The following is a 21,412-nucleotide window of genomic DNA, read 5'->3' as shown; positions in this document are numbered from 1 at the left end:
ATTGTTTTTAGATTAAGCGTAAAAACACTCACCATTTCTACAAACACCTTGTACGAAGGCAGGATTACCTGGATTATGTCCTGTAGGACCTAAATCATAGTCTGGGTTTGGCATATTAGCACACATTCCTTCAATACATTCTTGTCCTTCTTCTGGTACGTGAATTAACCCTCCACCTAGTATGGTCTTTTGTTCGGCTTTGTTTAAACCTTTTCCTAAATTCAATAAATTTTTCATATTTAAAATTAAATTAGCCGTAGTCATTTAAAGACACCCAAGGCTTGTGTCTATTCCTCGCGAGAGAATATTTTTAGTTTTTGAACACATTTTTTAAGCGGTAAAAAAAGCGTTCAATTAATCGTAGGTCTTCAGTAACAATTTCTGCAGATCCACGCATTTCATGTTTAAACATAATTTCTTTATTATAGGATGTGATAAGTTGAGATGGGAGTGCTACTGTAATTAAATAATAGCCATGATCATCAGTAAGCAAGGAAATGGCTTCTACATGACCTTTTATGGTCCCAAACTCTGTATCTGGAAAGTTTTCTAGTTTAATATTCACGGTTTGTCCAACTTTTATTTTCCCTGAATTTTGAGCGGGCGTTTTTAACTTAGCTATGTATGAGGAGTTTTCTTCGGGAATAACTGTAAATAATAACTCACCTTGATTGATAGTTTGATTTTTGACCCAAAGTTTAGAAAAAGCCACTTTTCCATTGATGTCAGAAGTAACTGTGTAGGTCATTTCCCAAGTTTTAAGGGCTCTTTTTAGTTGATTGAAGGATTGAATGACATTTTTAAGTAGACTAATTTCTTCCTTAGTTTTCTTTATTAACGTTGATACCTGATTTGTGTTTGCATTGCTTATAGCTTCTTTAATTTGGGCTATAGATGCGTCCATGCTGGCATAGCTTCGTTCGGCTTGAAGATAGGCTAATTCTTGATTTTCTAATGTTTGTTTTGCAATAACACCTTTGTCAAAGAGATGTTGTTGACGCTCCAAGTCTTTTTTCTGAAATGCCAATTCGGTGGTATTAATGTTTTTTTGGGATTCTAGTATTTTTAGTCTCGAGTATAACTGGGCCTTGGAGAACCGATTTCCGTTTTGCTCATTGGAAAAAGGTTTGAGTTTTTTGTTTAGCTGATATTCTATATAGCTATTTTCGAATAAGGCATATTGAGAATCGATATCACCTAAAAATAGAACTGGTAATTTGTCTATTGGGAAAGTAAAAGACTTATGATTAGGTCTGATAGTATCAATCGTAGATTTTAAGAGCTGAATGTGTTCAAAATTTGCTGTGTTTTCAATAACAGATAAGATCATTCCTTTTTTAACTGAAGCACTATCATTAACTAATATAGAATCCAGTTTTCCTGTGACTAAGGCATATTTTTTTTGAGGTGGAAGCTTTGTTGTTATTTGCGCTTCAGATGAAATAACATCTGGATATTTTATAAACCATGAGAGCATGAGAAGCATTATAATAAGTCCTAATATCAATATGTTTCCATAACGAATCATCCAATTTGGCACTGCACTAAGGAGCTCCTGGATTTGTTCGTTTCTAAGTTCTAATGGTTTGTTTTCTATCTCCATGGATTTTATAAGTCTAATAAAAGATTAATTACCGTTGTAAGGGTTAATAAACAAGAGGTTGGTAAACAACCTCCTGTTTATTGCTTTTTGGATTAGGCAACACATCCACCATTTACACAAGTCCCTTGCACAAAAACAGATCCATTTTGATTTGGTCCTCCTAGTGGATCATAAGATCCTTGATTATGATCTGGATTTTGCATGTTTGCACATTGAGAATTTGCAAAACATGGACAACCTGGACTTACATAAGTTTCAGTATCATCACAATTTGGATCATAATGCGTAAGCATACCTCCAAAAATTTCTTTTTGTTCAATTTTGTTTAATGTTTTTCCTAAGTTTTTTAAATTTTTCATAATAAAATGTTTTAATAAATTAAATTAACCTCGGTCATTTAAAGACACCCAAGGGTTGTGTCTATTCCTCGCGAGAGAATGTTTTTAATTACCTAGTTCTAATTGATTTTTAACTAGATTATAATAGTTACTTTTATTTTGGATCAATTGTTTGTGATTGCCTATTTCTACAATTTTCCCTTGTTCTAATACTACAATTTGATGTGCGTGTTTTACAGTACTTAATCGGTGTGCTATGACTATAGCAGTTTTGTCCTTAAAAAAAGCATTGAGTTTTTCCATAATTACTTTTTCGTTATTAGCATCTAGCGCTGAGGTTGCTTCGTCAAAAAATAAAAACTTTGGGTTTTTATAGACAGATCTAGCAATGAGTAAGCGTTGCTTTTGACCAGTACTTAATCCGTTACCTTCACTTCCGATTTTGGTATTATAGCTTAATGGTAATTGATCTATATAGTCTGAAATATTAGCCACATCTATAGCATGTTTTAAGCGATTAATATCGATGTAGTCTTCTCCTACAGCAATATTATTTGCTATAGTGTCATTGAAAATATATCCCTCTTGCATAACCACACCACAATTGGCTCTCCATGTGCGTTGTGAGATACTGTTCAAATTAAAATTTCCAACGTGAATGTCACCTTTGTCAATGTCATAAAAGCGCAACAGTAGTTTCATTAATGTGGTTTTTCCGCTACCGCTGGTGCCTACAATTGCAGTTGTTTTATTTGCTGGAATAGTTAATGACAAATCTTTTATTACAGAATCTAAACCTCCTGTATATTTAAATGAAATGTTGCTGAGTTTTAAATCGGTTTGCTTCGGAATTGTAGTGATTTTACGATCTTCAGGTTTTTCTTCATCTTCCATGTTGTGAATTTCACCTAAACGCTCGATAGATATTTTGGCATCCTGTACTTCTCTCATGAAATTAATGAGTTGTACAATTGGTCCATTGAGTTGACCAACCATATAACTAATAGCCATCATCATACCCAACGTAATATTTCCTTCAACAACTAATGTCGCAGATAAAATGGTTATGAACATGTTTTTTAGTTCATTAATCAAATTAGAGCCTACACTTTGTGTTTGTTCTAAAGCAAGGTTTTTTGAGGCAATTTTGAATAATTTTGCTTGAACATATTCCCAGTTCCAACGCATTCGTCGTTCGGCATTATGCAGTTTAATTTCTTGCATGCCGTTAATGAGTTCGATCACTTTACTTTGTTCTTCACTAACTTTAGAAAAACGTTTATAGTCTAGTTCTTTTCGTTTTTTGAAGAAGAAAAGTACCCATCCTATATACAATGCGCTTCCAATGATAAATACTCCAAATATTTGAAGACTATAGTAGGCAAGAACGAAACTGAAGATAATGAGGTTGAAAAATGAAAATAGAATTGTTAGGGACGATGTCGTAAGAATACGTTCAATACGTTTATGGTCATTGATACGTTGTAATAAATCTCCAGTCATTCTCACATCAAAATAGGAGATAGGTAGCTTCATTAATTTGATGAAGAAATCTGAAATTAATGAGATGTTGATTCTAGTACTTAAATGAAGTAAAATCCAACTTCTAATTATTTCTAAAGATGCTTTCCCAACAAATAAAGCTAGTTGAGCAAAAAGGATGAGGTAAATAAAATTGAGATCTTGATTTTGAATCCCAATATCAACAATACTTTGTGTTAGAAATGGTAAAACTAATTGCAATAAACTTCCTGCAACTAACCCGATGATTAGCTGAATTATGAATTTCTTATACTTAAATAAATATTTGAAAATAAAACTGAAACCAAACGTCTCATCATCATTAAATTCGGTTTGGTAGAAAGTTGGGGTAGGTTCAATCATTAATGCAATACCTTCTTCAGTATTCTCATTTGCATTTTCACCAATCCAAGATTTTATAAATTCTTTTTTAGTATATGTAATGAGCCCGTGAGCTGGGTCGGAAATATAAACAGTATCGTTTTTAATTTTATACAATACAACATAATGGTCATTATTCCAATGTACTATACAAGGTAAAGGAGCTTCAATTAATTTTTTGAAAGCTAATTTAATACCTAAAGAACGAAATCCAATCGATTCTGAAGCATCGCTCAAGCCCATTAAACTGCTACCTTGACGCGTGGTGCTACTAAGCTGCCTGAGTTCTTGAGTGTTGATTGTTTTGCCATAGTGTTTTGCAATAATTTTTATACACGTAGGACCGCAATCTTTAGCTTCTGTTTGTTGATATGTAGGGAATTTATTTCTCAATTTTTAATAAATCATTTAGCGATGAACATTTAAAATGCAACATCAGGTATGTCATTTAATTCAAAACTTTTAATGATATTATGCTTCTTGAATTGGTAAAAACTCGACGTTTTTGTTATCGGTTGCAGATTGTTCTATTAAGTCTTCAATAAAGAACTCAAGGTCACTTCTGTTAAAAATTGTGGGATAAGCTTTGCCGTTGATTAGAATTTCAGGGGTAAAGTTTATCGCATTATCAGTGCACCAATTATATGTTCTTTCTAAGGTTGATAAATATGTTGATGGTTCTGAACAGTATTGCCATTCTTTAAACCAATCATCAGGCAAGGAATTACCATATATTTCATGCAGCGCATTCATACAGGTTTCTGGACCTTCAGTGTAATATATTTCTAAAAGACGTGTGGCAATTTGAACTGATCTATTCTCAGGGTTCTTTGTACTTACATTAAATCTTAGTGTGAGTTTAATAGTTTGAGAATAGAGGCGTATTATTTGTTCAACTAATTTATGAACTGGTTTGCAATGTCCACATAATGGATTTGTAATAATCGTTATTTGAAGGTCGCTGTTTGGATTGCCAAATGTGATTTCTTCAGTATTTTTAACTCGTGTATTTATTGTTTTAGATTTGCTTAATTGATTATTAAAAAGCTGAAAGTTTCTTTTAAATTTAAAGAATTCAAGTTTTGTATAAATTAGTGACTTATTATCTTTTTGGAACTTTGACTGAACCAGCCAAAGTGAGCTAACAACTGTAAACGAAAGTAAAACTGTTATAAGACTTTTTAATTCAAAAACAGGTTCAAAGAATATTGCTGAGATTGAAGACTGCATCCACATTAATGCTACAACGCTTAGGCATAAGAAGCACCATTTTTTTATGACAAGCGCTTGGTAGTATATAGAATAGACGGTTATTGGTAATGCTATCAGACTTACTAGCATTAGAATGGATAAGGCAGAGTTGTTTATGATTAACAATACATTGGCTAGGGTTAAACCAGTAAAGTACATAAAACTTAGATCGCTTAACTTGATTCCTTGTACTACTGTCGCTCCTTTTGATGACAAGACAGCATCGCAATTTTTCTTTTCTGAAGTGTTAGAACAAAAAGCATTGCCAAGTATTGTAGCTTCGCCTTGTTCCTGCTTTAAAATGGTCTTAGTAAGGTATGCACCTACAAGTGAAAGACATAAAAACAGTGTGCTAATGATGCTATTGGTAGAAATAAATAATAAAATACTACATAAAATTAGAGTGCTTATGGCAAGCATTTGAATTATAAGCGTTTTAGTGCGATGTGAATCTGACTTAACCTCAATTTTATCTTTCTCAACGGCTAATACGATGCCTGTAAATTGGTTTAGGAAGTTAGATGCAGACTCTGTTTTTACCTCTTTTTTAGATGAAACTAACTTGTAAGTGTTCTTAGTTTTTGACACAACGACAAACGCTTTTTCGTTGTCTTCTTCTATTTGAGCCAAAAATGTTGTAGGTAGCTGCTTAAGAGTTTCTACAGATTTAGGAATGTCTAAAGCTAGATTCTCAATATTAAAATGGTCTAAAACTCCGGTTACGGCATGCAAGCTAGGGTAGGTTGGATGACTTTTTATTTGGAAGGTTAATTCTTCAAAATCAACTCTTATCTTGTGCGTTTTTAACAAGTGCCATACGAGGTAACTTAACGTGTCTTTCACAGTATTGGATATTTAATGTTTCCTTACTGTGCAAGACTTGTAGTTTTGTTACCCCTTAATTTTTGGTTTTTTTTCGTTGTATTATTAATCCAATGATTAACAATAAGATAGCAATAGATATGTAGTAGTATATTGACGGAATTCCATTGTTGATATCAATAGCTCCGGAATCACCAATTAAAATAAATGATGCCCAATAGTATGGTAATGATTGATTGGAAGTACTCGTTTTAAGATAATCTAATTTTGCATTGTGAAGCGCTAAAGATTTATTTTGACCTAATTGAATATTTTTATAAAATGATTCTAATAGCTTTACGGTTGTTTTATCATTAACCTCCCAAAGTGTAGGCAATACACTATGAGATCCTGTGTTAAAAAAACTTCTTGATAAACTCATCACACCTTCTCCTTTATTAAGCTCACCTAACGATGTGTTACAGGCGCTTAAAACAACCAAGTCTGCCGTATTATTAAAATTATAAAGCTCTTTTAAATCTACTCTTGAATTACGAAATGCAATCCAAGGACTAATACTATCATTGGCATCTGCGTGAGAAGCGATGTGTATGATTTTTGCATTTTTACCATCGCTAAAGAAACGCTCTTTAGTTGCGCCCTCATTTAAATAGACTTTTGATGGAAATAATTTATCAATTAAGTTGAGCTCTTCTTCTGTATTTGGTAGGGACGTTAATTTATCTGAAAATTCAACAGGAGCGAACCCTATTAAATTAGTCCTATTTGATCTTTCAATTTTATTATTCTCGCTAAGAAAGGATAACGAATAGGCATAACTTATTTCATTTTGAAAAATAAGATAACTCCTATCCTCCTTAGATGTTTGAAGGGATTCAAATGGAATATTTTGCAAATAATAATCCGCTAAAATTGTTAGTTTTTTGTTTTTTATTAGTGGTTTTATTTGATTAGGAAACAGAGCTTCATAAAGTGCATTTGAAACCGTGCTGAATTGTGATGTTGATGTTTTATCTAGGAAAGGTTGTTCTATAAGTTGACGGTAGATTCGTGCGTTTTGTTTTAGTCGATCCAAATCTTTTATTTCAAACAACTGCGTTTCATCTTTGGTAATGAGAATACCAAAACCTTCTTTATCGTCTAAAATATATTCGATATAGGCATTAGTATTATCTAGTAATGTAGATTTAAATGATTTGAGGTTTATTATTTCGGCTGGTTTTTGAGTTTTGTAATAAAATCGATAACTGGGATCTAATGAGTTGATAAATTGATCATAATCGTCGTTAGCTAAAAGTAACTGACTTTGAATAGCGTCTTTGTTTTTGGACGTAATTATGTGCTCGTCTAGTTCTGCAATATCAGTTCTAAGTTGAGATTCTTGCCTTACAATACTTTCAGGGATTTTAGTATTGTTCCTCGACATCTTAAGAGATACATCCTCAAGTAAAAGAAGTGCTTTGTTTTTTTCAATAAAATAAAAAGCCTTTTCAGGGTTGTTTGATAAAAAACTCGCTTTCGCTGCATTTACATAAATTTCAGTTGCGGTCTTTCTCCAAAACAATTTCGATTTAAATTCTTTGCTTTCTAATCTTGCTTTTTCTGTTAAAAAATCGGCTAATTCAAAGGTTTTAATAGCTTGGTTGATATAGTTTTTATTATCTGGTGATTTTTTAGCTAATTCCATCCAGATAAAGGCCTTATCAATAAGACCAGAAATCAATTGAAATTTTACTTTAGACTTGCTCAAATTTGATTTAGAGGGAAGGTTTTCTATAGCAGAAAGGTCTAATTCTACTAATATTGACAATGCTGTTTGTACATGTTCAAGTGCTTTATCATAATCTTTAAAAAACAAATAATGAATACTTAAGTTTCTGTTTATGATAGATTGCATCAGCCCACTAGTTTGATAACTTAAAGCCTTTTTGAAATAATTTTCTGCCTCTTCACTTTGTTCTTTTAAATACAAGACACCAATATCATTGTTAGTTTTTCCTATAAGGTCATTTTTATCTAATTCAATGGCAATGCTAAGTGCTTTTTCTAAATTGAGTTTACCCATTGAAAAATTATGATCAGCTCTATCTATATATAGATTCCCAAGTTGATTATATAACGCATGCATATATTTTTCACGAATATTGTTATCAGGTCTATCATCTGCGTTCACAATAGTGGCAAATTCAATAGTTTTGGAAAGTGTTTTTATACCATTTCTAAGACTTTTATTAGTATTTATAAGTTTGTTGGATTGTCCAATGCCGATGGCATTTTTAGCAATGTAGTTGTTGTTTTGTAATCGTTCTGAAATCGTTAGACCAAGTTGATAATATTTTAAAGACAGATCGTATTGTTCAATATCAAAGTAGATTTCGGCCATTTGGAATACACCTTTTATTACAGTTTCGTCTGGCTCTGTATAACGTAACAATTGTTTAAAAGTACTTAAGGCATCTTCAAGTTCAATTTTTTTTCGCTGATAAAACCCTAAGCTGTAAATGTTTTTTCTATAGAATTCATGGTTTTCATAGTTTATAGAATCCATTAACAACAAGTTTCTTTTGTTTAGAGTTATTGCCTTATCTATATTATTACCTCTTTTGTATTGCCATCTAAAGACCTCGAAGGTGTCTTCTATTAAAAAATCGAGTGCATTGTTTTTTTTGTGAACATTAAGAAGGGAGTCAAATTTCTTCTCTTTTTCAGCTATGGTTAGTTGGTCATCTTCAGAGATGTTTAAATACCTTTGTGAGGGCTCTTGTGCAAAAGCCAGTAGATTTAATGTAAAGCAAATGCTAATTAATATTCTTTTAAAACTAGTTGTTGTCAAATTTATATAAGGGTATTAAATTAACAAAAGGGTAGCTGTATACAGCTACCCTTTTTTATTTAGGGAATAAATACTACAGGCGGAAAACATAAGAGATAATTGTCTCTTGGGTCTTCATCACTGTCTTCATTTGGTGGAGGTGGTTTGCTGTTACCATTAATGTCACCTAAGCCAGGTCCAGTATTACTAGTATTGCCTCCTGTAGAATCTGAACCGTTACCATGGGTAGAACTAGTGCCATCATCATCACCATTATCATTAACAGAAATACCATATAAACTATATTCGGCCAGATTAACAACCCATCGTTCAACGTTTGCGCAAATAGTACTGGTTTCAACAGAATATATAGTGAAATGCTCCATCATAGAATTTCTGTAAAATAAGTTAAAGGCTATTGTTACAGGCTCATTTCCAGGAGTATTATAGTGTTCAAACTGAAGTTTGTCCATATCCAAATAAATCTCTCCTGTTTCAACTAAAGGAGGGATCTCATTTAAGATTTCTATATTTGGATTTGCCCCTCTTTCATATGCGGTTGCATCTTCTTTTTTTGAATTCGCATCCTTTTGGGTTTCTGAATTAAATTCTGTGTCAACTTGTCTTTCTAGAGTGTTATTTTCAAAATCATCTTGAAGGTTGTCAACAGAACAACTTGTTGTTAGCATTAAAGCTAAAATGGTAAATAATTTAAACGTTTGTGTTTTCATAATATTAATTGTTTTACCCATCTGTGATAAATATATATATTTGTTACCCCAAAAAAAGCATTTTTTTTTAATTTATTAATAAATTTAATGAAAACCCCTGATTATTACTTGAATGGATTAATAAACAACAACGAAGCTGTTGTTGCTCAAATCTATCAAAAAATGTTTTCTCAAGTATTAAGCTTTGTTTCTAGTAACAAAGGGCAACGAACAGATGCCGAAGATGTTTTTCAAAAAGCCCTATTGCAATTAGCAGTTAGGTATAAGAAAGAAAAATTTGTCATTCAATCTACGTTTGAAGCATATTTCTTTACAGTTTGTAAGAATTTATGGCGTAGAGAATTAAATAAGTCAAAAATTTGGGTAACAAAACATGAAATTGTAGAACTGAGGGATGATAATGAAGACATTGCTATGGCCGTTTTGGAACAAAAGCGTTGGGAATTATACACTGAAAGTTTAGAGTTAATTTCTGAAAAATGCAAACAAATATTAAAACACTACTTTTCCAAAGTATCCTATGAGGACATGGTGATAAAATTTAGTTATAGTTCGGAAACTGTTGCCAGACAAAGTGTTTTTAAGTGTAAAAATAGATTGAAGACGTTCATAAAAAAAGATAAACGTTTTTCTTTACTAAGTAAATTATGACAGAAGAAGATCATATTTTAATTGAGAAGTATTTAAAAGGATTGTTATCAAAAGACGAGGAATCTGCGTTTTTAAAACAATTGCAGTCTGATGATGCTTTGAAGGAAGGGTTTGAATTTGAGCAACAAATTTTTGAAACCTTGGGAAAGGGTCATTGGAGTTTTGTTGATAATATGTCACAAGAAGTGCAGGAGCATCGACAATTATTGGATGGTCAGGATATGCAAGCGTTAAAGCATACCATAGATAAAGTTAGTGCTAATCAAGAGAAAACTTCTAATACATTCAATAAGACAACATTCTATTACCTGGCCGCGGCATCCATAGTTGTTTTATTAGCGTTCCAGCTCTTTTTTAATCAAAATATAGCGAACCAAGATTTATACAATGATTATATAAACTATGGTGACTTACCGTCGTTTGCAACGAGAAGTTCTGGAAATGAAGTTGAACAAAAATTAATCACAGCGCAACAACTTTTTGAAAAAGGAAATTACGAGGAATCACTCACTATTTTTGAGCCTCTATTAGAAAGTGAAAAAAACAATATTACATTATACCTTTACATAGGAATAGCGCAAACTGAACTAAAGTTATTTGATGAAGCAGCGACTACGTTTGATACCCTAATAACTAATAATGCTATTGATGGAAACGCTGGGCACTGGTATAAAGCGTTACTTCTTCTAAAACAAGATAGAGTAGACGAAGCAAAATTCATTTTAAGTATGATTGTTTCAAAATCGCTCGACAATCATGAAAAAGCCGAAGCACTACTATCTGAATTAAATAATGAATAGAAAAACCATTTATTCCCTTGTTGCTATTTTAATAGTTGTTGGGATTTATAGCTACGAACATTTTTTAAAGGAGGAAGCATCTAATGCAGTTATTGAAAAGGGAGGAGCTGTAAAAACTGATACTAACGAGTATTTTTTACCTACGAGCACAACCGGACAAATTGTGCATCATGAAGGCTATTCACTATCTTATAGTGAACCTCATGAACAAGCAGAGTGGGTGGCCTACGAGCTAAAAAAGTCGCATTTATCTACAACAAATTTTAAACGTCCTTATTTTGAAATAGACAAAGCCGTAAAAACTGGAGCAGCACATTGGAGGAATTATAAAAAATCGGGATATGATCGAGGTCATTTGTGCCCTGCAGGTGATAGGAGGTTTAGCCAAGAAGCTCATGATGAAACCTTTTTAACGAGTAATATTAGTCCACAAAACCATCAATTTAATTCTGGAATATGGAATAAGCTCGAACAAAAAGTGCGCTATTGGGCGCGTAAATATGATGGTGTTTTTGTAGTCACTGGTGGTGTTTTGAACGGAAATATGAAAACTATTGGAGATGAGGATGTAAGTGTACCTAATCAATTCTATAAGTTACTTATTGATAATAATACGGGAAAAACGAAAGTTATTGCATTTTTGATGCCTCACGAAGATTCTAACAAACCCTTATATGAGTATGTTGTATCTGTAGATACTGTAGAAAAACTAACTGGGATAGACTTTTTCCCAGAATTAGACGATGCTATTGAAGATAGGTTAGAGGCGTCAAGTAGCTATAAAGACTGGAGTTTCAATTAATTCACTTTAATTTGTTGAGCATGCCTTTCCAGCGTAGACGTCGTATAAATCGGCCTTGTTCTTTAGTCACCAAGTGATTTAGATTATGACGTTTTCCTCTAAAGTAACCAGACATATAGTTTCTAAATAGTCTAAAACTGTTCTTTTTAAAAGCCAATTTTAATGCCGAAATTAAAGTGATTACAAACCCATATCTCATTTTGTACATGGCTTCTCCTTGCAAATATTTAGATGCTTTGTTATAACTTATTCCTGTAGGTTTAAGATGTTTAACGTGAAGAGATTCGTCGGTTAGTAGTTCCCAGTTGTAATATGCTGCCAATAATTCGTCAACAGTGTCCCAACCCATGGAAGGTTTGAGCTTGCCAATATCTAAAAAACAGGCTTTTCGGTAGGCTTTGAGGGCGCCACGAATGTGATCTTTGCGAGTAAGATTTTCAAGGACCCAAGCATTGTTTTTTTCTATATAGCAAAACCCTGCAGCCATACCTAACTGCGGATTTTTATTAAAATGAATTGCTAATTGTTCTAAATAATTCTTCGGAAAAATGAGATCGGCATCAAACTTACATATAACATCATATTGGTCATCTAGTCTCTCGTAACCTTTGTAAAATGCGTTAATAATTTTAGAACCGGGTAAATGCTCATCGGAAGAACTTGCATTAACAAGTGAAATAAAATCATACTGAGACACAAAATTTTGTACAATGCTTTGTGTACTATCAGTTGAATGATCATTAACTACGACAACTGTTTTTGGCTTTAGAGATTGTGCTGCCAAAGATTCTAGAGTCTTGGCAATAGAATTTTCTTCGTTATGGGCAGGAATGACAATATAGAAGTTCATTATTTTATTCGTTCAGCATAAACAATATAGTATCGCGGTATGAACCAACGAAATAATGGTCGTATTCCAATTTTCTTTGTTGGATTTGTCCATTTATCTGTTGCAATAATTCGCCACCCAGATTTTTCTAATAACCAATCAAACTGCCAATCTTCAAATTCGTGAAAATGTCGATCTCTCATATCTGTTTTGCTTCTGTATGCCGAGGCAAACCACAGTTTTAATGGGATGCTTGCAACTAATTTATCTGCTTTAATTGATTTTAAAACGGTAAAAGGAGATAGAAGATGTTCAAAAATTTCAAAAGCCGTTACGACGTCTGCTTGAGAATTTTCTATTTCAGAAGTATCTAAATCTAAGTCGATGCCAGAGGTGTTTTTAACAGTAAATCCCTCAGATTTTAAAATATCGGATAAAGGGTTTTCTACACCTAAATCTAAGAGAGATGCAGAGGTGTCAATATGCTGTTTTAAAAACTGAATGGTATGTTTAAATCGTTTATTAGGAAACGTTTTTTCGTACATTATTAATATTTGTAAACAATGGCATTAATATTCATACCAGCACCAACGCTAGCAAAAATAATCACATCGCCTTTATTGATTTCTTGATTTTCAAGTTGCCCGTTTAAAATCATATCATATAACGTTGGAACAGTAGCTACACTTGAGTTTCCAAGTGTATTAATAGTCATAGGCATAACCCCTTCTGGCATTTCTATTCCATGAAGTTTATAAAAACGTTTTACAATAGCTTCGTCCATTTTTTCATTAGCCTGATGAATCAATATTTTTTTGACATCATTTATCGAGTAACCACTTTTTTCCAAACAAGATTTTAGTGCTATCGGAACATTAGTTAGAGCAAATTCATAGATTTTCCGACCATACATTTTAATGTATCTACGTTGATCCGTTATTTCGGGATGGTTACTTTTTCCAAAATAAATAAAATGCGCTTCATCGTAGGTATATGTTACTGTTTCATGATTTATAAAACCGCCATCTTCGTCAATATCTTCCAAAATAACTGCTCCAGCACCATCACTATAAATCATAGAATCGCGATCATGCTTGTCTATGACGCGCGATAATGTTTCTGAGCCTACAACTAAGCAACGTTTTGCAAGACCAGATGCAATAAATGCTTTAGCTTGAATCATACCTTCAATCCAGCCTGGGCAGCCAAAAAGAACGTCGTAAGCCACACATTTTGGGTTTTTAATCTGCAATAAGTGTTTCACTCTTGAAGCGATACTGGGTACGGTATCACTTTGTCCCGAATCATGTTTAACGTCACCATAATTATGAGCAACTATAATGTAATCTATTTCTTCTTTATTGATGTTTGCGTCTGCAATAGCCTTTTCAGAAGCAAAAAAAGCAATATCAGAATTTAATAAATCGTCTTTAACATAACGCCTTTCTTTAATTCCTGTTATGGCTTTAAATTTTTCAACAATAATCTCATTTGAGCTATTTATTGTTGACCCATCTGCATTTAAAAATTCGTGATTATAGAAATTTTCGTTCTTTTCAATACAGCTAGGAATAAAACTTCCTGTTCCTGTTATCTTTATCGACATATTAAGTAATTTTTGAACATTACGATTTACTAATGTAGTAATTAATAATGTCTTAATTTAATGTTAAGGAAATAAGTTAATTTTTTTTCGGAATTCTTAAAAAAACGGATATTAATTAACTAAAATTAAAAAAAAGCGCACCTTTATTGGTACGCTTTTACATATTTGCCTTTTTACTACGCCTCCATATATTCTTCAATAGGAGCACAAGTACAAATTAAGTTACGATCTCCATAAGCGTCATCTACACGACGAACACTTGGCCAGAACTTATTATCTCTTACATAATCTAAAGGAAACGCTGCTTGTTGACGCGTATATGGCAACAACCACTCATCACTCGTAATCATATCCATGGTATGCGGAGCATTCTTTAAAACATTATTGTCATCTTCTTTAGAAACGTTATCTATTTCATTTTTGATAGCAATCATGGCATCACAGAAACGATCCATTTCTTGTTTACTTTCACTTTCTGTAGGTTCAATCATCATGGTTCCTGCTACAGGAAAAGAAACGGTAGGAGCATGAAAACCATAATCCATCAATCGTTTTGCAATATCTACAACTTCAACACCATGTGCTTTAAATGGTCTACAATCAATAATCATTTCGTGCGCAGCACGTCCGCGTTCACCAGAATATAAAGTGTCATAGGCACCTTCAAGACGTTTTTTAATATAGTTGGCATTAAGAATTGCCATTTCTGTAGATTTTTTTAGTCCTGACGCTCCTAACATTTTTATATAGCCATAAGAAATAATACAAGCTAAAGACGATCCAAAAGGCGCAGCTGAAATTGCTGTAATAGCTTGATCTCCTCCAGTTTTTACTAAAGGATTTCCAGGGAGAAAAGGCACGAGCTGTTTGGCAACGCAAATTGGCCCAACGCCTGGTCCACCACCACCATGTGGAATGGCAAATGTTTTATGGAGGTTAAGATGACAAACATCTGCTCCAATATGTCCTGGATTTGTTAATCCAACTTGAGCGTTCATATTAGCACCATCCATGTAAACTTGTCCGCCATTATCATGAATGATTTGAGTAATCTCTTTAATTGCAGATTCATATACACCATGTGTTGAAGGATAAGTTACCATTAATGCCGCAAGATTGTCCTTATGTAATTCGGCTTTTTCGCGTAAATCATCAACATCTATATTTCCTTCTTCAGTAGATTTAGTAACAACAACTTTCATTCCTGCCATGACTGCACTTGCTGGATTAGTTCCATGTGCAGATGATGGGATGATACATATATTTCTATGATGATCATCTCGAGATTCGTGATAGGCTTTTATAACCATTAATCCGGCAAATTCACCTTGAGCTCCGGAGTTTGGTTGAAGTGAAGTTCCTGCAAAACCAGTAATTTCGGTTAATTGATCTTCAAGAGCCTTTAAAACTGTATGATAACCTTGTGCTTGCGCCGCAGGTACAAACGGATGAATTTTACCCCATTTAAACCAGCTTAAAGGTAGCATTTCGGCAGCAGCATTAAGTTTCATAGTACAAGATCCTAGTGATATCATAGAATGGTTTAAGGCCAAATCTTTACGTTCTAATAGTTTAATATAACGCATCAACTCGGTTTCAGAATGATGACTATTAAAAACAGGCTCTTGTAAAAAATCTGTTTGACGTTCAATGGAGGCGTCTATTTCATTTCCTTCAGAAATGTTAGAAATTACAATGGTTTCCTTATTAATACTTTTTGCGAAAACTGCAATAATGTCATTTAATTCCTCAATAGTGGTTGGTTCGTTTATAGATATTACAACCTCATTTTCATTTGGGTAATAGAAATTAATATTATTGTTTTCGGCTTCCGTTTTTATGACCTTGGCATCGGCCTTGATATGCAAGGTGTCAAAGAAGGATGTATTGTTTTGCTCGAAACCTAAACGTTTAAGTGTATTTGATAATGTAACGGCTTTGTTGTGTATATCACTAGCGATAAATGTTAAACCTTTAGGTCCATGATATACGCTATACATACCAGCCATTACAGCTAGAAGTACCTGAGCAGTACAAATATTAGACGTGGCTTTAGCACGTTTGATATGTTGCTCACGTGTTTGAAGCGCCATACGAAGAGCTCTATTTCCATTAGTATCTTTCGTAACACCAATTATACGTCCTGGAATATCACGTTTATATGCTTCTTTAGTTGCAAAGTAAGCCGCATGTGGTCCTCCATATCCCATTGGGATTCCGAAGCGTTGTGTAGTACCAACAACGACATCTGCACCAAACTTACCAGGAGCCTCAAGTTTTATAAGACTCATTATATCAGCAGCGACAGCTACTTTAATTCGGGCTACTTTAGCTTTTTCAATAAAAGACTTAATGTCTGTGATTTGTCCGTGTTTTCCTGGATACTGTAAAATAGCTCCAAAGAAATCTTCAGAAAACTCAAAACGATCTTCCTCACCAATAACTAATTCAATACCAATTGGATTTGCTCTTGTTTGTAACAGAGACAAAGTTTGAGGTAATATATTTTCAGAAACAAAAAACTTATTGATGTTAGCTTTTTTCTGATCACGTTCGCGCACGGCAAATAATAAGCTCATGGCTTCAGCTGCAGCCGTACTCTCATCAAGAAGAGAAGCGTTTGCAATTTCCATTCCTGTAAGATCTGTGACCATAGTTTGGAAATTTAAAAGCGCTTCTAGTCGTCCTTGAGCTATTTCAGCTTGATAAGGTGTATACGCTGTGTACCAACCTGGATTTTCTAAGATGTTACGTTGAATAACTGCAGGTAGAATAGTTGGATGATATCCCAAACCTATATATGTTTTGAATACCTTATTTTTTTTAGACAGATCGTATATATGTAACAAATACTCTTGTTCGCTCATTGGCGCATCAAGATTTAAATTTGACTTTAAACGAATGTCATCAGGAATAGTTTCGTAGACTAATTGTTCTATAGAATCTACACCAATGGTTTGTAACATTTGTTGTTGATCCTCATCTCTAGGACCAATGTGACGTAGTGAAAAATCTGTTGTATTCATTAAGATATTTAAGTTGTGTTTAGTTGTCGCAAAATTAAGCAAATATTAGCCTTTAATTGTTAACGAAAATGAAACTTTTCAACCATTTGAATCGGTTATTAACAGTTTGCCTATTTTTGTAATATGCGTGTTTTAAAAACGATATTTGATTTTTATATCAATAGTAGTGTTCATGTGGCTTTGGCTGTATATGCACTGTCGTGGTTAACCTTGTTGGAATTTAATATTCCATATGATGAAAATGTGCTTTACTTTGTTTTTTTTTCGACGATAACAGGATATAATTTTGTAAAGTATTTTGGACTAGCAAAATTTCATCATCGTAGTTTAGCGGGTTGGTTAAAAGCTATTCAGGTTTTTTCGCTACTTTGCTTTCTTGCATTGTGTTATTACGTTTTAAAATTAGAAAAGCAGAGCTTGATATATGTGAGTGTTTTTGGTGCGATGACCTTTCTATATGCCATTCCTTTAATTCCCAAAAAAATCTTTTTAGACAACCAGCAAAATTTAAGGAGTATAAGCGGTTTGAAAATTTATATTATTGCTTTGGTCTGGACAGGAGTTACCGTTTTTTTACCTCTAATCAACAATGGTTATTCTATTTCAGAAGATGTCATTTTTACTGGAATCCAACGTTTTTTATTGGTTTTGGTACTAATGCTTCCTTTTGAAATAAGAGATTTACATTATGATAGCTTGAAGTTAGCGACCATACCGCAAAAAATAGGTGTAAAACAAACTAAAATTGTGGGTGTTTTATTGCTCTTTGTATTTTATTTTTTGAATTATTTTAAAGATGATATTGATACTTGTAGACTAATGATCAATGGTGTGATAACTGCAATTACACTATTGTTTTTAGTGTTTGCTAATAAAAATCAAAATGAATATTATAGTTCTTTTTGGGTAGAGAGTATACCCATAGGTTGGTTAGTATTATTACTGTTGTTTTGCTAATTCCTTTTCAAAGGCAGCATTTAATTCTTCTTTAGCAGATCTATCCATAGCATCCACTTTTGGGTTGTTCACCAACTTTGTTAATTTTGTATTTCGGCTTGTATATTTTCGACAAGCGCGACAATAAATTAAGTGTACAGTTAGCTTCACTTTTTCCCAAAAGCTTGCTTCTTTGTACTGATTTTTGTCACAGATATGATTTGCTTCGTGACACTCTAATTTTATTTTAGTCATAATTTTAAAACCAATTTTTTTCCATGCAAGCAGCCATAGCAGTTCTAGCTCTATGGATGATTACCCATAGGTTAGACGCAGTAATATCTAATTCATTACAAATTGCTTCCGTTTCAAAATTTAATAAAGTTTTCATTTTAAAAACTTTGGCTTGCTTTTCTGGTAACTTACCTAGACAATCATGTATAGCCATACCTAATTCGGTGTTTTCTATAGTATCTTCGGCTGTTTTATCAAATGGATCGGCAACTCGTTCTTCAAGCCAATCACCCTCACTTTCGTCACCACTATAACTCATTCTAACTTCGGCCTTTCCTTTGTTAGAATTAATTTTACGATAATAATCGATAATTTTTCGCTTCAAGATTGAAATGAGCCAAGTTCGCTCGCTCGCTTCACCTTTAAAATTCTTCATAGATTTTAATCCAGCAACAAAAGTATCTTGTACTAAATCTTTAGCAACCTCTCTATCATTTACACGAGTAATCGTATAATTAAAAAGATAATCGGAATACAGATTAATCCACTGATTGGGATCTATGACGTGTTTTGGCATTTTTTTTCCTGAAAAATTCACCTCAAAAATAACGTAAAAAAATGATTTTATCTAAAGTTTTACTTATGTATGGTTTTTTTGTTTTTGACATGCACTTTAGAACCTTCTGCCAAGATCGTTGAAGTTGGTGTTGCTTTGTTAAGAAATTTGAAGTTTGAGCCGTAATTGGCTTCGAAATCTACATTGATTTTAAAGTCGGTTACCTTTAGTTGTCGCCATGATGGATGTACTACCTCATATTCGTATGTTGTATTCCCATGTTTAGTATATCCAAAATAGTGTTCAGTGATGAATTGCTCCTCAGAACCGTCTGCAATATCTGAAAACTCTTTGCTAGTTTTTACAGAAATAGACTGCCAATGGTCTTTAGTTTTCCATTGATATTCGAAACATTTGTTTTTATCGGTTTCGGTCCAAGCATGTGTCATTTTACACGTTTGATAATGTTCGTGATACATTGAGTTGGCAACCAATGTAATAAGTGACTTAGGCACAATCTCTTTGATAAAAACCACGCCTCTTTTACCATTATGTTTCACATAAAACCTCAGGTTGACTTCTTCAAAATTGATATGATTGGGAAATTTTAAACCAAGAACTTTTGTGTCCATAAACATAAAACCTACAAGACTTACGAAGCAAGTTCCGTTAAAAAGATCTAGTTCGGTTCCTTTTGGAACAAATGGCTTTAATATAGAGGGATCTACCTCATAGTTTATGAGTATAAGGTTTTTCCAATAAGCACTTAAGAAATTCATAGTTAGTTGTTTAAAAGGTCGTCAAGCGCAATTTCTATATCTGAATGTATGAATTTAAATCCGTTTTTTAACAATCGTTCAGGAATTACATTTCTACTTTTTAAAACCAATTCGGGTTCGGTTCCTATTAATAATGCGCCAATTTTAATAAGCCACTTGGGGTGTGAAAATCCAAATGGGACATTCATAACATGTCTAAAATTTTTCATGAGTGTCTTGTTATCTGTTGGTTTTGGGACAGATAAATTGAAGTCACCATGGAGGTGTTCGTTTTCTATTAAAAACGCGATAGCTCTTGCGAAATCAAGTTCATGAATCCAACTTACTTTTTGGTTTCCAGTACCTTGTTTTCCGCCTAGACCAAAGCGTACTAAATGTTTTAATGGTTGTGTAGCTCCGCCTTTTTTACCCATAACTATGGAGGTTCGTAATGCTATTTTTCTAGTTTTAGGTGTTATGATTGAATGAAAAGCCTTTTCCCAAGACTTTGCGATATTCATTGAAAAATCATCTCCGATTTCGCCATGAGATTCTGTCATTTCTTTATCAAGCGAATGTCTATAGATTGTAGCAGTAGAAGAATTTAACCAAATTTTAGGAGGTTGCTCACATAAATTGATGGCTAATCCTAGGACATGAGTAGAATCTATACGCGAATCAAAGATTAGTTTTTTATTGGTCTCATTATATCTACAATCTACCGATTTTCCAGTAAGGTTAATAAGAACATCTGACCCCTCTATAACAGAAGTCCATTTGTCTAAACTTTTGGCATTCCAATAGACATCATTTTCCCATTTTGGGTGCCTTGTTAAGATATATACTCGGTTTCCGTTTTTCAAAAAATAGTGCTCTAAGACTTGTCCTAAAAAACCACTACCTCCTGCTATTACTATAGTCTTCATAAGTTAAATTAATATGATTAATAAAATGAGGATGCGATATAACACCCAAGTAAATGATAAAAAGTATGGTAGTTTAAGCAGTTTGATTCTTCTATAATGTTCTAAGAACATTAAACTTGCCGTGATACCAAACCATAACAATAAAATATTATCAGAAACATAAGTTATACTCTGTAGTAAGAGTATAGGTAATAGGAGTAGTGAGCCCATTAGGGATACTGTCATTAAATTGCCTATATAATTTAGAACGGTTTTTTTATTTAACTTAACTATAAATAGACCTTGAAAAATAATCTGCCCAATGGTTATAGAGCTCTCCCTAATTATTGAGGATTCTGACAAATATGTTATTGTATTTGAAAACGAGAATAAGACAAACGCTGTCATTAAGATAGCTAATACGATATATGAAAGGCGATAATTAGTATTAAAACTAGGAATACATTGAAGTGTTTTATCACTTTTTTCTTTACTTGGTATAATCACTTTTCTGTTATACGAAATAAATGAGTACAATTGTTTTAGTACAAATTTTATAGGCTTTAAGTTTCCAATTTTTTCTACAATTGGAAACCTAACGCCAATAACACGTAATAAGCTATCAATACCATAAATTACAGTCTTTTCTTTTTTGTTTACCAAAGCAATTTCATTAGAAGCACGCTTCATATCTATAAAATCAAATTCTTCAGCAAAAAAATCGCTAAACGGAGTACGTCCATTAGTGTCGAGCATTCTGGTTTTTATAAATCCAGATGTGTAAATCTGACATAGAGGACACTCTTGATCATATAGTAATGTATGGTTTTCTAGCGTTTTCATTGTATAC

20 protein-coding genes are annotated in these 21,412 nt (G+C 33.1%); 4 read left to right on the top strand and 16 right to left on the bottom strand.

The features are described 5' to 3' along the window. Window positions 1-12: 12 nt before the first annotated feature. The 7 genes from Q0893_RS15950 to Q0893_RS15920 all read right to left on the bottom strand — a co-directional run bounded on the left by Q0893_RS15950 (window position 13) and on the right by Q0893_RS15920 (window position 9,459). Complete coding sequence (locus Q0893_RS15950) at window positions 13-237, bottom strand: hypothetical protein (protein ID WP_298903695.1); 225 nt, start codon at window positions 235-237, stop codon at window positions 13-15. A 73-nt stretch (window positions 238-310) separates the two neighbouring features. Next, window positions 311-1,603: an HlyD family efflux transporter periplasmic adaptor subunit gene (locus Q0893_RS15945; protein ID WP_299277509.1), complete on the bottom strand. Its 1,293-nt coding sequence runs from the start codon at window positions 1,601-1,603 to the stop codon at window positions 311-313. A gap of 92 nt (window positions 1,604-1,695) precedes the next feature. Beyond that, complete coding sequence (locus Q0893_RS15940; protein ID WP_298903693.1) at window positions 1,696-1,962, bottom strand: hypothetical protein; 267 nt, start codon at window positions 1,960-1,962, stop codon at window positions 1,696-1,698. A gap of 84 nt (window positions 1,963-2,046) precedes the next feature. Then, window positions 2,047-4,236: a peptidase domain-containing ABC transporter gene (locus tag Q0893_RS15935; protein ID WP_298903692.1), complete on the bottom strand. Its 2,190-nt coding sequence runs from the start codon at window positions 4,234-4,236 to the stop codon at window positions 2,047-2,049. 78 nt (window positions 4,237-4,314) lie between these two features. Continuing rightward, complete coding sequence (locus tag Q0893_RS15930; RefSeq protein WP_299277503.1) at window positions 4,315-5,937, bottom strand: vitamin K epoxide reductase family protein; 1,623 nt, start codon at window positions 5,935-5,937, stop codon at window positions 4,315-4,317. Between the two features lie 55 nt (window positions 5,938-5,992). Beyond that, entirely contained in the window at window positions 5,993-8,749 is a 2,757-nt protein-coding gene (locus Q0893_RS15925) for a CHAT domain-containing protein (RefSeq protein ID WP_299277500.1), read from the bottom strand. A 59-nt stretch (window positions 8,750-8,808) separates the two neighbouring features. Further along, window positions 8,809-9,459: a hypothetical protein gene (locus Q0893_RS15920; protein ID WP_299277498.1), complete on the bottom strand. Its 651-nt coding sequence runs from the start codon at window positions 9,457-9,459 to the stop codon at window positions 8,809-8,811. Window positions 9,460-9,546: 87 nt separating this feature from the next. On the opposite strand from Q0893_RS15920, the gene Q0893_RS15915 reads away from it, so the two are divergent. The 3 genes from Q0893_RS15915 to Q0893_RS15905 are packed head-to-tail and all read left to right on the top strand — an operon-like array spanning window position 9,547 to window position 11,712. Then, complete coding sequence (locus tag Q0893_RS15915) at window positions 9,547-10,110, top strand: sigma-70 family RNA polymerase sigma factor (RefSeq protein WP_299277496.1); 564 nt, start codon at window positions 9,547-9,549, stop codon at window positions 10,108-10,110. Beyond that, window positions 10,107-10,910: a tetratricopeptide repeat protein gene (locus Q0893_RS15910; protein ID WP_299277493.1), complete on the top strand. Its 804-nt coding sequence runs from the start codon at window positions 10,107-10,109 to the stop codon at window positions 10,908-10,910. Before Q0893_RS15915 ends, Q0893_RS15910 begins: the two co-directional genes overlap by 4 nt. After that, window positions 10,903-11,712 (top strand): DNA/RNA non-specific endonuclease, encoded by an 810-nt coding sequence (locus tag Q0893_RS15905; protein WP_298903686.1) that lies wholly within the window; start codon window positions 10,903-10,905, stop codon window positions 11,710-11,712. Before Q0893_RS15910 ends, Q0893_RS15905 begins: the two co-directional genes overlap by 8 nt. Window position 11,713: 1 nt before the next feature. On the opposite strand, the gene Q0893_RS15900 is transcribed toward Q0893_RS15905, so the two are convergent. From Q0893_RS15900 to gcvP, 4 genes are all read right to left on the bottom strand, one after another. Continuing rightward, window positions 11,714-12,562 (bottom strand): glycosyltransferase family 2 protein, encoded by an 849-nt coding sequence (locus Q0893_RS15900; protein WP_299277490.1) that lies wholly within the window; start codon window positions 12,560-12,562, stop codon window positions 11,714-11,716. Continuing rightward, on the bottom strand, window positions 12,562-13,086 hold the full coding sequence (locus Q0893_RS15895) for a methyltransferase (RefSeq protein WP_299277488.1): 525 nt from the start codon (window positions 13,084-13,086) through the stop codon (window positions 12,562-12,564). Before Q0893_RS15895 ends, Q0893_RS15900 begins: the two co-directional genes overlap by 1 nt. A gap of 2 nt (window positions 13,087-13,088) precedes the next feature. Continuing rightward, a complete protein-coding gene (locus tag Q0893_RS15890) occupies window positions 13,089-14,147 on the bottom strand; it encodes a 3-oxoacyl-ACP synthase III family protein (RefSeq protein WP_298903683.1) in 1,059 nt (352 codons plus the stop codon). A 176-nt stretch (window positions 14,148-14,323) separates the two neighbouring features. Then, the gene (gene gcvP, locus Q0893_RS15885) at window positions 14,324-17,173 is read right to left on the bottom strand and encodes an aminomethyl-transferring glycine dehydrogenase (protein WP_299277486.1); all 2,850 of its coding nucleotides are present in this window, start codon (window positions 17,171-17,173) and stop codon (window positions 14,324-14,326) included. Between the two features lie 213 nt (window positions 17,174-17,386). Between gcvP and Q0893_RS15880 the strand changes: the two genes are divergently transcribed. Continuing rightward, window positions 17,387-18,130, top strand: coding sequence for a hypothetical protein (locus Q0893_RS15880; protein WP_367180678.1), 744 nt, complete (start codon window positions 17,387-17,389; stop codon window positions 18,128-18,130). Here Q0893_RS15880 and Q0893_RS15875 read toward each other — a convergent pair. From Q0893_RS15875 to Q0893_RS15855, 5 genes are read right to left on the bottom strand one after another with little or no spacing between them, the layout of a single operon-like run. After that, window positions 18,113-18,364 (bottom strand): hypothetical protein, encoded by a 252-nt coding sequence (locus Q0893_RS15875; protein ID WP_299277453.1) that lies wholly within the window; start codon window positions 18,362-18,364, stop codon window positions 18,113-18,115. The genes Q0893_RS15880 and Q0893_RS15875 overlap by 18 nt on opposite strands. A 4-nt stretch (window positions 18,365-18,368) precedes the next feature. Continuing rightward, entirely contained in the window at window positions 18,369-18,920 is a 552-nt protein-coding gene (locus Q0893_RS15870; protein ID WP_298903679.1) for a sigma-70 family RNA polymerase sigma factor, read from the bottom strand. A gap of 59 nt (window positions 18,921-18,979) precedes the next feature. Further along, entirely contained in the window at window positions 18,980-19,678 is a 699-nt protein-coding gene (locus Q0893_RS15865) for a DUF2071 domain-containing protein (protein ID WP_299277449.1), read from the bottom strand. 2 nt (window positions 19,679-19,680) lie between these two features. Continuing rightward, window positions 19,681-20,583, bottom strand: a complete 903-nt coding sequence (locus Q0893_RS15860) for a TIGR01777 family oxidoreductase (protein WP_299277446.1) — start codon at window positions 20,581-20,583, stop codon at window positions 19,681-19,683. A gap of 3 nt (window positions 20,584-20,586) precedes the next feature. Continuing rightward, entirely contained in the window at window positions 20,587-21,405 is an 819-nt protein-coding gene (locus Q0893_RS15855; protein WP_299277443.1) for a hypothetical protein, read from the bottom strand. Between the last annotated feature and the right edge of the window lie 7 nt (window positions 21,406-21,412).

The organism is uncultured Psychroserpens sp., assembly GCF_947494225.1.
GTDB lineage: Bacteria > Bacteroidota > Bacteroidia > Flavobacteriales > Flavobacteriaceae > Psychroserpens.
Note: the sequence above shows the minus strand (reverse complement) of the source record. Positions and strands in the feature narration are given on the sequence as shown.